Annotated in this window: 11 protein-coding genes; 9 read left to right on the forward strand and 2 right to left on the reverse strand. The window is 64.5% G+C overall.

Annotated elements, in window-relative coordinates; translation table 11 throughout:
- The first annotated feature begins 558 nt into the window (after positions 1–558).
- From GYH26_RS09260 to moeB, 4 genes are read left to right on the forward strand one after another with little or no spacing between them, the layout of a single operon-like run.
- Positions 559–1,512, forward strand: coding sequence for a PLP-dependent cysteine synthase family protein (locus tag GYH26_RS09260; RefSeq protein ID WP_161541405.1), 954 nt, complete (start codon positions 559–561; stop codon positions 1,510–1,512).
- A complete protein-coding gene (locus GYH26_RS09265; RefSeq protein ID WP_161541406.1) occupies positions 1,509–1,955 on the forward strand; it encodes a Mov34/MPN/PAD-1 family protein in 447 nt (148 codons plus the stop codon). The genes GYH26_RS09260 and GYH26_RS09265 overlap by 4 nt, the downstream gene beginning before the upstream one ends.
- 9 nt (positions 1,956–1,964) lie before the next feature.
- A complete protein-coding gene (locus GYH26_RS09270) occupies positions 1,965–2,261 on the forward strand; it encodes a ubiquitin-like small modifier protein 1 (protein WP_054683079.1) in 297 nt (98 codons plus the stop codon).
- Between the two features lie 19 nt (positions 2,262–2,280).
- Positions 2,281–3,468, forward strand: a complete 1,188-nt coding sequence (gene moeB, locus GYH26_RS09275; protein ID WP_161541407.1) for a molybdopterin-synthase adenylyltransferase MoeB — start codon at positions 2,281–2,283, stop codon at positions 3,466–3,468.
- 31 nt (positions 3,469–3,499) lie between these two features.
- Here moeB and GYH26_RS09280 read toward each other — a convergent pair whose 3' ends face one another.
- Positions 3,500–3,973, reverse strand: a complete 474-nt coding sequence (locus GYH26_RS09280) for a thiol-disulfide oxidoreductase DCC family protein (protein ID WP_161541408.1) — start codon at positions 3,971–3,973, stop codon at positions 3,500–3,502.
- Positions 3,970–4,923, reverse strand: a complete 954-nt coding sequence (locus GYH26_RS09285; protein ID WP_161541409.1) for a patatin-like phospholipase family protein — start codon at positions 4,921–4,923, stop codon at positions 3,970–3,972. The genes GYH26_RS09280 and GYH26_RS09285 overlap by 4 nt, the downstream gene beginning before the upstream one ends.
- A gap of 133 nt (positions 4,924–5,056) precedes the next feature.
- Here GYH26_RS09285 and GYH26_RS09290 point away from each other — a divergent pair, with 133 nt between their 5' ends.
- From GYH26_RS09290 to GYH26_RS09310, 5 genes are all read left to right on the forward strand, one after another.
- Positions 5,057–7,396, forward strand: a complete 2,340-nt coding sequence (locus GYH26_RS09290; protein WP_161541410.1) for a glycoside hydrolase family 31 protein — start codon at positions 5,057–5,059, stop codon at positions 7,394–7,396.
- A gap of 202 nt (positions 7,397–7,598) precedes the next feature.
- On the forward strand, positions 7,599–8,375 hold the full coding sequence (locus GYH26_RS09295; protein ID WP_161541411.1) for a glycogen/starch synthase: 777 nt from the start codon (positions 7,599–7,601) through the stop codon (positions 8,373–8,375).
- A gap of 156 nt (positions 8,376–8,531) precedes the next feature.
- Entirely contained in the window at positions 8,532–9,683 is a 1,152-nt protein-coding gene (locus GYH26_RS09300; RefSeq protein WP_242006355.1) for a DUF4270 domain-containing protein, read from the forward strand.
- Positions 9,680–11,008: a hypothetical protein gene (locus tag GYH26_RS09305; RefSeq protein ID WP_161541413.1), complete on the forward strand. Its 1,329-nt coding sequence runs from the start codon at positions 9,680–9,682 to the stop codon at positions 11,006–11,008. The genes GYH26_RS09300 and GYH26_RS09305 overlap by 4 nt, the downstream gene beginning before the upstream one ends.
- 27 nt (positions 11,009–11,035) lie before the next feature.
- Positions 11,036–12,421, forward strand: coding sequence for a tetratricopeptide repeat protein (locus GYH26_RS09310; RefSeq protein ID WP_161541414.1), 1,386 nt, complete (start codon positions 11,036–11,038; stop codon positions 12,419–12,421).
- The last annotated feature ends 7 nt before the right edge of the window (positions 12,422–12,428 follow it).

The following is a 12,428-nucleotide window of genomic DNA, read 5'->3' on the forward strand; positions in this document are numbered from 1 at the left end:
ACGTCCCCCGTGAACCACCACCCCACAAGCCGTGGATGACCCCGTCTATGCGGGGTATCGGCACTACGTAGAAAAACTTAAGGGACTTTTCAACTCACACAAAAAGAAAGACTTCTTCCGCGGGAGCCGACCTGCGGACGCCTCCCTTCTGGTGCCGGAACCACCATCCCGTCAGCAGCAGCGCACCGCCGAGCAGCAGTAAACGAGCCATCGGCTACCTCCATCGGTTGGATCATCGTTCTGCTTTTTGTATTTTCTTCAAAAGCCGTACCACCGGCTTTCTCTCGGGATTTTTGCAAAAGCCTGGGACGCACCGGGAGAACTTTTCCCGGTCCCTTTCGTTTGGTGAGCAGAATTTGCCGTGTAAGGCCATGATGCTTTCGCCTGTGCACCGGTGTTGCTGTTGTTGTTGTGCCCGCCCGATCGGGGGGGGCAACAGGTGCGTGTGCACCGGCGAAAGCAGCACGTAAGACATAGCAGCGCCAACACGCCACGCACAGGTTGCCCCTCCGGAAGCTTCCGCGAGGGGTTTTTTATTTCCCGAACCTGCGTCTGCTTATGTTTGCCGAAACGCTACAGACTGCCACGAACACGCGCCCGCTCTCCGGCACCGAGCTGATTCGCGCCATCGGCCATACGCCGCTGATTCGCCTCCGGCGGGTTGCGCGCCACCTGCCCGAGACGGTGGCCGTCTACGTCAAGGCCGAGCACCTGAATCCCGGCGGCTCGGTAAAGGATCGGCCGGCGCTGCGCATGGTGCTCGAAGGCCTGCGGAGCGGGGCGCTACGCGAGGGGCGCGTGCTCATCGACGCCACCAGCGGCAACACGGGCATTGCCTACGCCATGCTGGGGGCCGCGCTCGGTTTTCCGGTGACGCTGGCCATGCCGGCCAACGCCTCGCCCGAGCGCAAACGCATCCTGAAGGCCTACGGCGCGGAGTTGATCCTGACGGACCCCATGGAGGGCACCGACGGGGCCCAGCGCTACGCGCGCGAACTGGTGCAGCAGGAACCCGACCGCTACTTCTACCCCGACCAGTACAACAACGACGCCAACTGGCGCGCCCACTATGAAGGCACCGGCGTCGAGATTCTGGAGCAGACGGGCGGGCGTGTCACGCACTTCGTGGCCGGACTGGGCACAACGGGCACGTTCGTCGGCGTCAGCCGGCGGCTCAAAGCCCACAACCCGGCGATCCGCTGCTATGCCCTCCAGCCCGACTCCCCGCTGCACGGACTGGAAGGGCTCAAGCACCTGGAAACGGCCATCGTGCCGGGCATTTACGATCCCTCGCTGGTGGACGAGCACCTGACCTGCTCCACCGAAGAGGCCTTCGAGATGACGCGTCGGTTGGCCCGCGAAGAGGGACTGTTCGTCGGGCCGTCGTCCGGTGCCAACGTCGCGGCGGCGCTGCGCATCGCCGAACAACTGGACCGGGGCGTCGTGGTCACCGTCCTGTGCGACACCGGCGCCCGCTATCTGAGCGAACCGTTCTGGGAAGAAACGCCATGAAAATCAAAGCATCGCTGCTCGATCAGATCCGGAAACACGGCGAAGCCACCTATCCGGAAGAGTGCTGCGGGTTGCTGCTGGGCAAAAGCGGCCCGGACGGCAACCACGTGCTGGCGCTTTATCCCGTGGAAAACCGCCATGCCGAGCAGCGCGAGCGACGCTACACGATCGCCCCGTCCGACTATCTGGCCGCCGAGCGGGCCGCCCGCCAGCAGGGGTTGGACGTGGTGGGTTTCTACCATTCCCACCCGGACCATCCCGCCCGCCCTTCGGCCACCGATCTGGCCGAAGCCACTTTCCCGGGTTATACCTACGTGATCGTCGCCGTGCATCAGGGCCGGGCCGGCGAGCTGACCGCCTGGCATCTGTCGCCCGACCGCACCCGCTTTGAATCCGAAGCTATCGAAATAGAACCCGAAACAACCTCCGTCGATCAAACCTGAGTAAGCAGCATGAGCACGACGACCGCAACCGTGACGATCCGGATCCCCACGCCGCTCCGAGGTTTTACCAACAATCAGGAAACCGTCGAGGTGAGCGGCGCCACGGTAGGCGAAGCGTTGCAGCAACTGGTGGAACAGTTTCCCCGGCTGAAGCCGCATCTGTTCAACGAAGAAGGGCGTCTGCGCTCGTTCGTGAACATCTACCTGGGCGACGAAGACATTCGCTACCTGCAGCGCGAGGCAACGCCCCTGAAGCCGGGCGCCGAGCTTTCCATCGTGCCATCGGTTGCCGGTGGACGTCTTTAAACCATCAGCGAAACCAGCCATGCCTGTAACCACAGCCGACATTACGCTGACACCGGAAGAACTCCGGCGCTACAACCGCCACCTGATCCTGCCCGAAGTCGGCCTGGAAGGTCAGAAGAAGCTGAAGGCGGCCTCGGTGCTGCTGGTCGGTGCCGGCGGCCTGGGCTCGCCGCTGGCGCTCTACCTGGCGGCTGCCGGTGTGGGCCGCCTGGGCCTTGTCGACTTCGACGTGGTCGACGAGACGAACCTGCAGCGCCAGGTGCTGCACGGCACGAAAGACGTCGGCCGCCCCAAGCTGGAGTCGGCGCGTGATCGCATCCTCGACATCAATCCCCACGTGCAGGTAGACCTCTACGAAACGCGCCTGACCAGCGAGAACGCGCTCGACATCATCAAAGAATACGATCTGGTGGCCGACGGGACCGACAACTTCCCGACGCGCTACCTGGTCAACGATGCCTGCGTCCTGGCCGGCAAGCCCAACGTCTACGCTTCGATCTTCCGGTTCGAGGGTCAGGTGTCGGTCTTCGGCACGCCCGACGGGCCGTGCTACCGGTGCCTCTACCCGGAGCCACCGCCGCCCGGACTGGTTCCCTCCTGCGCCGAAGGTGGCGTGCTGGGCGTGCTGCCGGGTCTGGTGGGCACCATCCAGGCCACCGAGGTCATCAAGATGATTCTCGGGATCGGGACGCCGCTCATCGGCCGGCTGCTGCTGGTCGACGCGCTGCACATGCAGTTCCGCACGCTCAAGGTGCGGAAGAACCCCGAGTGCCCGATCTGCGGCGAGCATCGCACGATCCATGAACTGATCGACTACGAACAGTTCTGCGGCCTGCCCTCACGCAACGGCGAGGCGGCCGCGCAGCAGACGGCCGAAAGCGAGGTGCCCGAAATCACGGTGCATGAGCTGAAGGCCCGCCTGGAGCGCGGCGACCGGCCGGTCATCCTGGACGTGCGCAAGCCGCACGAGGTGCAGATTGCCAGCATCGAGCATGACCTGCTGATTCCGGTCGACGAGCTGCCCGAGCGGCTTTCGGAACTGGAGCCCTACCGCGACCGCGAAATCGTCGTGTACTGCCGCTCGGGGGCGCGCTCGGCACGGGCCACGAAGCTGCTACGCGAGGCGGGCTTCCGCGACGTCAAAAACCTGAAGGGCGGCATCCTGGCCTGGAGTCAGGAGATCGATCCCAGCATCCCCCAGTACTGAGCGCAATCCCTCCGACAGGAAGCCCGGTCGCTCAGGCGGCCGGGCTTTTCTGTTCAGCTTCCGATGACACGTTCAGCGGCGATTCCAGAAAGCGGGCCAGCAGGTCCGGCGTGGGCACGCGGCACTGCTCCCGGCGCCCGAACCAGCGGTAGCGATGCCGGGCAATCCAGCGATACACTGCGTCGCGCAACGGTCGGGGCACCACGATCAGCCCATAGAGCAACGGCCAGAGGCCCTGCAACCGCCGCAAAATGCGAAGCGCCGCCGTCGAATCCCGATAGAGCCGGCCGTTTTCGATGAGCACGATGCTGTCCATATAGTCCGGCCGGAGACCGAAGCGTTCCAGGTAGGGCCGCGCCGCCTCGGACTGAAGCGCCCCGAACTTGAAGTAACCGGCCGGGTCCCGGTCGATCACGAAGTTGACGAACCCGTTGCAGAGGTTGCACACCCCGTCGAACAGCACGATGCCGTGCTGTGCTTCGAGGTCGGATCGCTGCGTCGTCATGACGTTTCCGTCGTCGCGGTTGCTTTCGTCAACCTGCGGGCCATGGCTTTGAGCGCGTCGGCCTGTGCCTCGGCGGCTGCCACGCCCCGCTGGAAGATTTCTTCTTTCTCTTCCCAGAGGCTCAGCATGCCCACGTGCGACACGTCCGGCGTGATCAGCACATCCGGCCGACAGGCCTGCAGCCGGTAGCCCTCCAGCTGCGTGACGACAATTTCCATGGCGCGACCGAGCACGTCGAAGCCGTTGGGCTGCCGCTCGCTGCCGTTGCGCCGGAACGTGCGCGAAAGGCGCTCGCTCCACATGCCCAGGCTGATCCGTCGCCCTTCGGCGTCGTCTTCTCCGTTGCGGCGGCGCTTGACCGGCGAGGGCTCCAGCGCCGTGCTCTCCCGATGCAGCCGGACGGCAATCGTGTAACGGGCGCCATGGTGCACGAGGGGGCTGACCGGCACATTGTTGCAGAGACCGCCGTCGACCAGCAGCCGCCCGTTGATCTCCACCGGCGCAAAGATCCCCGGAATGGCCGAAGAGGCCAGGATCGCATCCACCACCGGTCCCCGACTGAAGATCACCTCCTTGCCACTTTCCAGGTCGGTCGCCACCACGTAGAAAGGCACCGGAAGGTCTTCGAAACGACAGTCCTGCAGGTGATAGCGGAGGTATTCCCGGAGTGGTTCGTTGGAAATCAGGCCCTGTCCATCGAATCGAATCGAAAAAAGTGCCCGTGTGCGCTGCTCCCGCATGAGCTGCTTCATCTGCTCCACCGAATAACCGAAAGCGTAGAAAGCGCCGATCAGCGCACCTGCGCTGCATCCGGCCACCACGCCCGGCCGCAATCCGTACCGCTCCAGCACGGAGAGCACGCCGATATGGGCCCAGCCCCGCATGCCGCCACCGCCTAGGGCCAGTCCCAGCTCCGGCTGTACCGCTCGTACTCGTTCTACTGCCTTCATCTTGGCCAACCGACTCGTGTTTGTCTGCGGACGTGTACCGCCAGGGACGGACAAAGATTCATGGCTCCTTGCCAGCAACTTTCGTATCTTGGGAGCCGGCATTCTTCAGAACCTGCTGCTCACTGCTTTGCCCATGGAGTCGCTCGGAGCGCTTACAGCCAGTCAGCCCATCGCCGGTGGCCTGGAACTGCAGGCCGGCCCGGCTCGCCTGCGCATCCAGGCGCTCGCGGACGGCATCTTCCGGGTGTGGGTGCATCCGGACGGACGACCTTTCCCGATGCATCCGTTTTCCTATGCGGTGCGGCCGGAGTGCTTTGCAGCCGCCCCGCCTTCGGTGACGCTTCACCGCGGGGAAGACCGCCTGGTGCTGAGCCAGGGCGCCTGGCGGGTGGTCGTGCAGCGTGATCCGGTGCGGCTCCACTTCGAAGGTTCATCGGGCACGCCGCTGGTGGCCGACAGCTTCGGACCGGTGTGGGAAGCCGACCGCATTGCCGTCTGGAAACGTCGCGCCGAAGGCGAACGCTTCTTCGGACTGGGCGAAAAGACCGGACGGCTCGAACGCACCGGCCGCGCCTACGAAAACTGGAACACGGACGACTCGGGCTACGATACGCGGGACGATCCCCTCTACAAAACGATTCCTTGCTATCTGGCACTGTGCCCGGGGGGCGATCAGCGCTTTGAAGCATACGGGATTTTCTTCGACAACACGTTTCGCTCCTGGTTCGACTTCGGCGGGCGGGCTCCGGAGCACGTGAGCTTCGGCGCCGACGGCGGCGAGCTGGTTTACTACTTCCTGGCCGGCCCCACCCCGGCCGACGTGCTGGCCCGTTACACGTGGCTGACCGGTCGCTTCGCGCTGCCGCCCCGCTGGGCACTGGGCTATCACCAGAGCCGCTGGAGCTACTACCCGGAGGCCGTCGTGCGGGCACTGGTGGCCGAGTTCCGGGCGCGCCGTCTGCCGCTCGACGTGGTCCACCTCGACATTCACTACATGGACGGCTACCGGATCTTCACCTGGGATCCGGAACGCTTCCCCGACCCGAAGCGACTGGCGGAAGACCTGCGACGGGAAGGCGTGCGGCTGGTGACGATCGTCGATCCCGGTGTCAAGGTGGATCCAGGCTACCGGCTGCACGACGAGGGGCTGGCCGAGGACGTGTTCGTGCGCTACCCGGACGGCCGGCTGTACGCCGGGGAGGTCTGGCCGGGACGCTGTTACTTTCCGGACTTCACCGATCCGAAGGCGCGGGACTGGTTCGGGCGCTACGTAGGCGAATTCCTTCAGACGGGCGTGGCCGGCTTCTGGTGCGATATGAACGAGCCCTCCGTGTTCGGCGGCGGCACCATGCCCGATCTGGTCGTGCACCGGCTTGAAGGCCGGGGCGGCACGCACCGGGAAGCCCACAACGTCTACGGTCTGCTCATGGCCCGCGCGGTCTGGGAGGCCTGCCGGCGGCACGCGCCAGACCGGCGCCCCTTCGTGATCACCCGGGCGGCCTATGCCGGCGTGCAGCGTTACGCCTGCGTCTGGACCGGCGACAACGTGGCAGACTGGTCGCACCTGCGCCAGGCGCTCACCATGATGCTCTCGCTGGGGCTCAGCGGCGAACCCTTCTCCGGAAGCGACATCGGCGGCTTCATCGGCACACCTACGCCCGAGCTGTATGCCCGCTGGATCCAGCTCGGCGCCTGCTCACCGCTGTTTCGTACGCACACGGCCCACGGCACCCCGGCTCAGGAGCCCTGGAGTTTCGGCGAAGAGGTCGAAGCCATCGCCCACAGGTACCTGACGTGGCGCTACCGTCTCCTCCCCTACCTCTATACCTGCTTTGACGAACATCGGCACACCGGCCTTCCCGTGCTGCGCCCGCTCTGGCTGCACTACTTCGACGATCCGCGCACGCACGACATCGAAGACACCTTCCTGCTGGGACCGCACCTGCTGGTGGCGCCCGTGCTGGAGCAGGGCGCCCGGAGCCGGCGCCTCTACCTGCCGGCCGGACGCTGGTACGACTTCTGGAGCGATCGCTGCTACGAAGGCCCCGCCGACGTGCTGGTAGAAGCACCGCTGGACGTACTGCCCGTCTTTGTTCGGGCCGGTGCCGTCCTGCCCCTGGGTCCTGCGCTGCAGCACACCGACGAGCCCTGCGACACGCTGGAACTCCACGTCTACCCCGGCACGGGCGGCGGCACCCTCTACGAAGACGACGGGCATTCGTGGGCGTACGAATCCGGCGCGTTTCGGCGCACCACGTTCACACTCGCGGCCAGCACCACGACGCTTTCCCTGAAAGCCGACGCGGAAGGCGCCTACCGTTCCCCCTTGAAACACCTGACGCTCTACTGGCACGACTGCGACGGACCGGAAAAACTGGAAGTGGACGGCCGCGTCGTGGACGTCCGTTATGAGACCGCCCGGCGCCTGCTACAGGCCGAACTCCCCGTACATTTTGCGCACGTGCGCACCTGAACGGCCGACCTTGCTGCCGTTTTTGTGCCCGCCCCGTTTTGCGCGCGCCGCTTTGCTCAGCCGCACCGAAGCCTCCCGTAAATTCCAATCGTTTAAACATCTATCTTGAATATCCGTTATGATTTTCGTAAATTGTAACCGTCCGGTATTCATGTGATACCGGAGCGGACATTTTCCTCATCAATCCTACCGGGAAGCGGACATGGCTCAGCCAATGCGCATTCTGTTCGTCTCAAGCGAAATCGTCCCCTATGCTCAGGTTACGGCGGTAGCCGAGCTGGCCCGCCTGCTGCCGGAGCGGTTGCAGGAGGCCGGGCTCGTGGAGCCGCGGATCATGATGCCTCGCTACGGCATCGTCAGTGAGCGCCGGAACCGCTTGCACGAAGTCATTCGGCTGTCGGGCACGCACGTGCCCATTGGCAAAGACCGGGAGACGCTGAAGGTCAAGGTGGCCTCGATTCCCGGCATCCGGCTGCAGGTCTACTTCATGGACAACACGCGCTTTTTCAAGCGCAAAGGCGTCTACGCCGACAAGGAAGGGACGGAGTTTCCGGACAACGTGTCCCGGGCGTTGTTCTTTGGCCGGGCCGTGCTGGAGACCGTCCGGAAGCTGGGCTGGGCGCCGGACATCGTGCACGCCTTTGGAAGCCTGGCGGGACTGGTGCCCCTGCTGCTGAGCACCGAGTACGCGGAAGATCCGCTGTTCGAACGGGCACGCCGCATCTACACGCCGGACGGCCTCACGCTGAAGGCGCGCCTGACCGAAGCCGTGCTGGCAAAGCTGAAGTTGCCCCAAGACGAGCGCCTGCTCGATCGTTCGCTGGACGAGGCAGGCCGCGCGCTGGCCGAGGTGGTCGCCTATCCGGCCGCGCTCCAGCCCGCCGAGAGCGACGCGGTGCAGTTTGCGGCCGAGCCCGACGCCGTGGTCGAGCAGGCGACCGCGCTTTATGAACAGTTGCTCAGCAGCGTGCCGGCCTGAGGGAAAACCTGCCCGTAGCTCCTGCGTTAACCGCACGGTTTCAGACCGTGGGCAAGCCCCTCGACCCTGTCGGGTGGGCTTTTGCCTTTCTCGAACACGAAACGACGGCCGGGCATCGTTCTTAAGCCGATGCCCATGGCTCAGGTGAAAGTTTCCATGCGACGTTCCTCTGTCTGGAGTTGCTGCGCCCTGCTGTTGCTGCTGGCGACGGGTTGCGATGATCCGTCGGCGGTAGGTATCGGTCTGATCGATGAAGAAGGCCTGCCCGTTACCGTGCGCCTGCCGGCCGACTCGGTGCTGGTAGCCTCCCAGAAAGACCGGACGGGTAACACCGCGCGGGTGCTGGCCGGCCGCGTGGCCGATCCACTGGTCGGGACGCTTTCGGCCACCGGCTACGTGGATTTCGTGATGAGCGGCACTGCTCTCGTCGATACCACGATCGTCGGCGTCCGCCTGGAGCTGCCCCGGGACTACGTCTACGGCGACACGCTCGGCTCGGTAACGCTGGCACTGCACGACATGACGGAAGACTGGCCCTACGCCGGCGTCGGGACCGATACGACGCTGAGCGCCGGTCCGCCGGTGCGCACCTTCTCGTTCGCGCCCACCGACACACTCGTCCAAGTCGATCTGCCCCCTGAATGGATTGCCGCCCACGACACCACTTTCCGGAGCAGCACCTTTTCGACGAGCTTTCATGGCTTCCAACTGGCCCCGGGCGAGGGCAATGCGGTCGTGGGGTTTCGCTTTTCTGACATCCGGCTGCTGGTGTTCACGGCGACCGACACGGTCACGCTCACCGCGTCGAAGGTGCTGACCACTGTAGCCCGCGAAAGCCTTCCCTCGCTTCCGGAAGATCGGGTTTTGCTGCAGGACGGTCTCGGTCAGGTGGTGCGGTTGCGTTTTGACTTTTCGGCCGACAGCGTGCAGGAGGCCGGCCTGCATGCGGCCGTGCTGGAGGTGCCGATCGACTCGATGCAGCTGAAACAGGCGCCGGCGAGCTTTGTGCGACCGCTTCCGGCAACGGTACGCCTGATCGGCGTCAATGCCGAGGGCAACGTGCCGGTCACCTCGCTGGGCGAGCCGATCGTCCTAGCGACGACCACGCCGGAAGGCGGACGGCTTCGGTTCCGGCTGGGCAGCACCTCGCTGCAGACGCTCCAGCGGCTCATGCTCGGCGAGACGCCCGTCCGGTATCTCCAGCTGGAATTTCCCACCGACGACAATACACTCGGCCCCCTGCTGCTCTACGCCGGGCCGACGTTGCGCCCCACCCTGATTCTGATGGTTACGCCGCCTTCACCATGAACATGCCTGCGTTCCACCGACTGATCGGCCTGCTCCTGGTGCTGGGAGTGGCCATGCCGGTCGCCGCCCAGCACACCGGGGAAGGATCCGTGTATTCGCGCTTCGGTCTGGGAAGCCGGCTCGATTATGCGTCGTCCCAGCTCCAGGCAATGGGCGGGGGCGGTGCCGGTCTGTTCAACCTGAACTACCTGAACCTGAGCAATCCGGCCGCCTGGTCCGATCAGGTGCTTACCCGGGCCAGCGGAACCGTGGTCTTTCAGCGGCTGCGGGCCACCGACGCTTCGGGCAACACCGCCTCGCTGGGCTCCGGCGCGCTGCACGCCGTACAGTTCAGCTTTCCCCTCCGGGCACGCCGGATCGGTGTAGGCCTGGCCTTCCGCCCCTACACCCGCGCCAACTACCTGGTACGTACCGGTACCCGCCAGATCATCCCGGAACTGGGCGACACAGTCCAGACCCGCATCGACTATGCAGGCGAAGGCGGCCTGCAGCAACTCAATGCCGGGCTGGGTCTCTACCTGCATCCTCGACTCAGCGTGGGAGTAAGTGCCGATCTGATCTTTGGCATCATCGAACACACGCAACGCACCCGGTTCTTCGATCCGGAACTGCCCGGGGTCATTCCTTCGGGATACCTGCCCACGTTGTTTGCCACCTCCACGCGGATGGCCGGCGTGCGGGCCACGGCGGGCCTGCTGCTTCGCCTGCCGACCGGTACCCGGGGCTCCGACGGGGTGGCCGTGGGACTGACGGTCTCGACCCCCACCGTGCTACGCGCCACGCGCGTCTACACGCTGGGCGAAAGCCTCGACCGCGACACGCTGGGCACCACCCAGCGCGGCGACGTTCATCTGCCGCTTTCGGTGGCGCTGGGTGTGTCCTACCAGCAGGACAATCGCTGGACGCTGGTAGTGGACGGGCATTACGAACCCTGGTCGCGCTTCCGGAGCGATCTGGATTTTGCCGGCTACGATCCGAACGGCGAAAATCTCTTCAAAGATCGCCTGCGCCTGTCGGCCGGACTTGAATACCTGCCGGCCGGAACCGATTATTCTGCTCCGTATTTTCACCAGGTAGCCTACCGTCTGGGCGTCTTCTGGGAGCAGGCATACGTGGCACCGAGACCGGGTGTCTCGCTGCGCACGCTGGCCCTGACGGGCGGGCTGAGTTTTCCGACGCTGTTTCCCGGCACGCGCCTTGACATCAATCTGGAAGTAGGAACGCGCGGCACGACGGCGCACAACCTGGTGCGGGACACGTACTATCGCATCGGGTTGAGCGTGAACGTAGGCGAACGATGGTTCCTGCAACGACGCTTTAACTGACATCTGCCAACCAGCCGGTGAACAACGATGATGATCCGGGCAACAGGGACGCTCACCGGGCAAGTCCACAGAAAAAGCCTCTGGGGCGGTCTGCTTGGCCTGTTTCTGATGGCCTTCAGTGCCCAGGCCCAGCCAGTGGCCGCCCAGCAGTCCCAGCAGGAGACGGTCGATGAGCAGACCAAGGCCGTCAATTACAGCCTGTACTACGAGTACTTCAAAAACGGCGACTACGAGGCCGCCCTGCCCTACCTGCGCTGGATGATCCAGCATGCACCCGAGTATGCCGGACCGGGTCGCAAAGACGACCGTAACTTCGAGCGCATTATCAAGGCGCATGAAGAACTGGCCAAGGCCAGCGACGATCCGGAATTCGCCCGGGCACACCTCGACTCGGCCCTGGCCTATTTTGACATGGCACTGGAAGTGCTCCCGGCCCGCGGCGTCGAGCTCGACACGGTCACCTGGTATATCCGCCGGGGCCGTCTCATTCAGCGCTATCCGGAATTGCTGGCCGACCGCCAGGCGGAAGCCGCCGAGTACTACCGCAAGGCGTTTGAGCTGGCTCCCGAGCGCGTCGACGATTACTCCATTCAGGTGGTCATTGCCGAGCTGGTCAAGGAAGGCAAGAAGGAAGAAGCCGTCGACTTCATGGACCAGGTCGAGGCGGCGCTGGGCGACGATCCGGAACGGGCTTCGCTGATGGAATACATCACGACGGTCCGCGACAATCTCTTCCAATCGCCCGAAGAACGCATGGCCTTCCTGGAAGACCGGCTGGCCAAAGACTCGACGAATCTGGAGATCATCTCCGAGTTGTTCAACATCTACCGCCAGCTCGGCGAGCGTGAGAAGATGTACCGGCTGGCCGATCGCCTGCTGGCGCTCAAGAAGGACGCGCGCACCTATCACATGGTCGGCAAGCTCTACCTGGACGATGGCGAGCCGGCCAAAGCGCTCGAGTACTTTCGCCAGGCCATGCAGGCGCCGGGTGTTGACGAAATTGCTCGCGAGCTGTACTACAACGCCGGCGTGGCCGAGCAGCAGCTCGGACGCCTGGCCAACGCGCGCACCTATTTCCGCCGGGCGTTGCAGGTCGATCCCAACTTTGGCAAAGCCTACATCGCCATCGGCGACCTGTACGCCCAGGCCGTCACGGAATGCGGTAGTCAGCTCGAACGCGAGGACCGCGCCGTCTACTGGTTGGCCGTCGATTACTACGAGCGGGCCAAGCGCGTAGACCCCTCGGTGGCCAACGAGGCCAACCGCAAGATCAGCACCTATAGTAAGTACTTCCCGGATCAGGAAGCCCTCTTCTTCAAAGGCTGGAAGGTGGGCCAGCCCTACAAGATCGACTACGGCTGCTACGCCTGGATCAACGAGGAGACCACCGTCAAGCCACCGCCTTCTTCCTGATCGGATA

Source organism: Rhodothermus marinus, assembly GCF_009936275.1.
Lineage (GTDB): Bacteria > Bacteroidota > Rhodothermia > Rhodothermales > Rhodothermaceae > Rhodothermus > Rhodothermus marinus_A.

Coding starts and splice junctions, on each gene's coding strand:
- GYH26_RS09260 (WP_161541405.1), top strand. CDS start 559: ATGTTTGCCGAAACGCTACAGACTGCCACGAACACGCGCCCGCTCTCC.
- GYH26_RS09265 (WP_161541406.1), top strand. CDS start 1,509: ATGAAAATCAAAGCATCGCTGCTCGATCAGATCCGGAAACACGGCGAA.
- GYH26_RS09270 (WP_054683079.1), top strand. CDS start 1,965: ATGAGCACGACGACCGCAACCGTGACGATCCGGATCCCCACGCCGCTC.
- moeB (WP_161541407.1), top strand. CDS start 2,281: ATGCCTGTAACCACAGCCGACATTACGCTGACACCGGAAGAACTCCGG.
- GYH26_RS09280 (WP_161541408.1), bottom strand. CDS start 3,973: ATGACGACGCAGCGATCCGACCTCGAAGCACAGCACGGCATCGTGCTG.
- GYH26_RS09285 (WP_161541409.1), bottom strand. CDS start 4,923: ATGAAGGCAGTAGAACGAGTACGAGCGGTACAGCCGGAGCTGGGACTG.
- GYH26_RS09290 (WP_161541410.1), top strand. CDS start 5,057: ATGGAGTCGCTCGGAGCGCTTACAGCCAGTCAGCCCATCGCCGGTGGC.
- GYH26_RS09295 (WP_161541411.1), top strand. CDS start 7,599: ATGGCTCAGCCAATGCGCATTCTGTTCGTCTCAAGCGAAATCGTCCCC.
- GYH26_RS09300 (WP_242006355.1), top strand. CDS start 8,532: ATGCGACGTTCCTCTGTCTGGAGTTGCTGCGCCCTGCTGTTGCTGCTG.
- GYH26_RS09305 (WP_161541413.1), top strand. CDS start 9,680: ATGAACATGCCTGCGTTCCACCGACTGATCGGCCTGCTCCTGGTGCTG.
- GYH26_RS09310 (WP_161541414.1), top strand. CDS start 11,036: ATGATGATCCGGGCAACAGGGACGCTCACCGGGCAAGTCCACAGAAAA.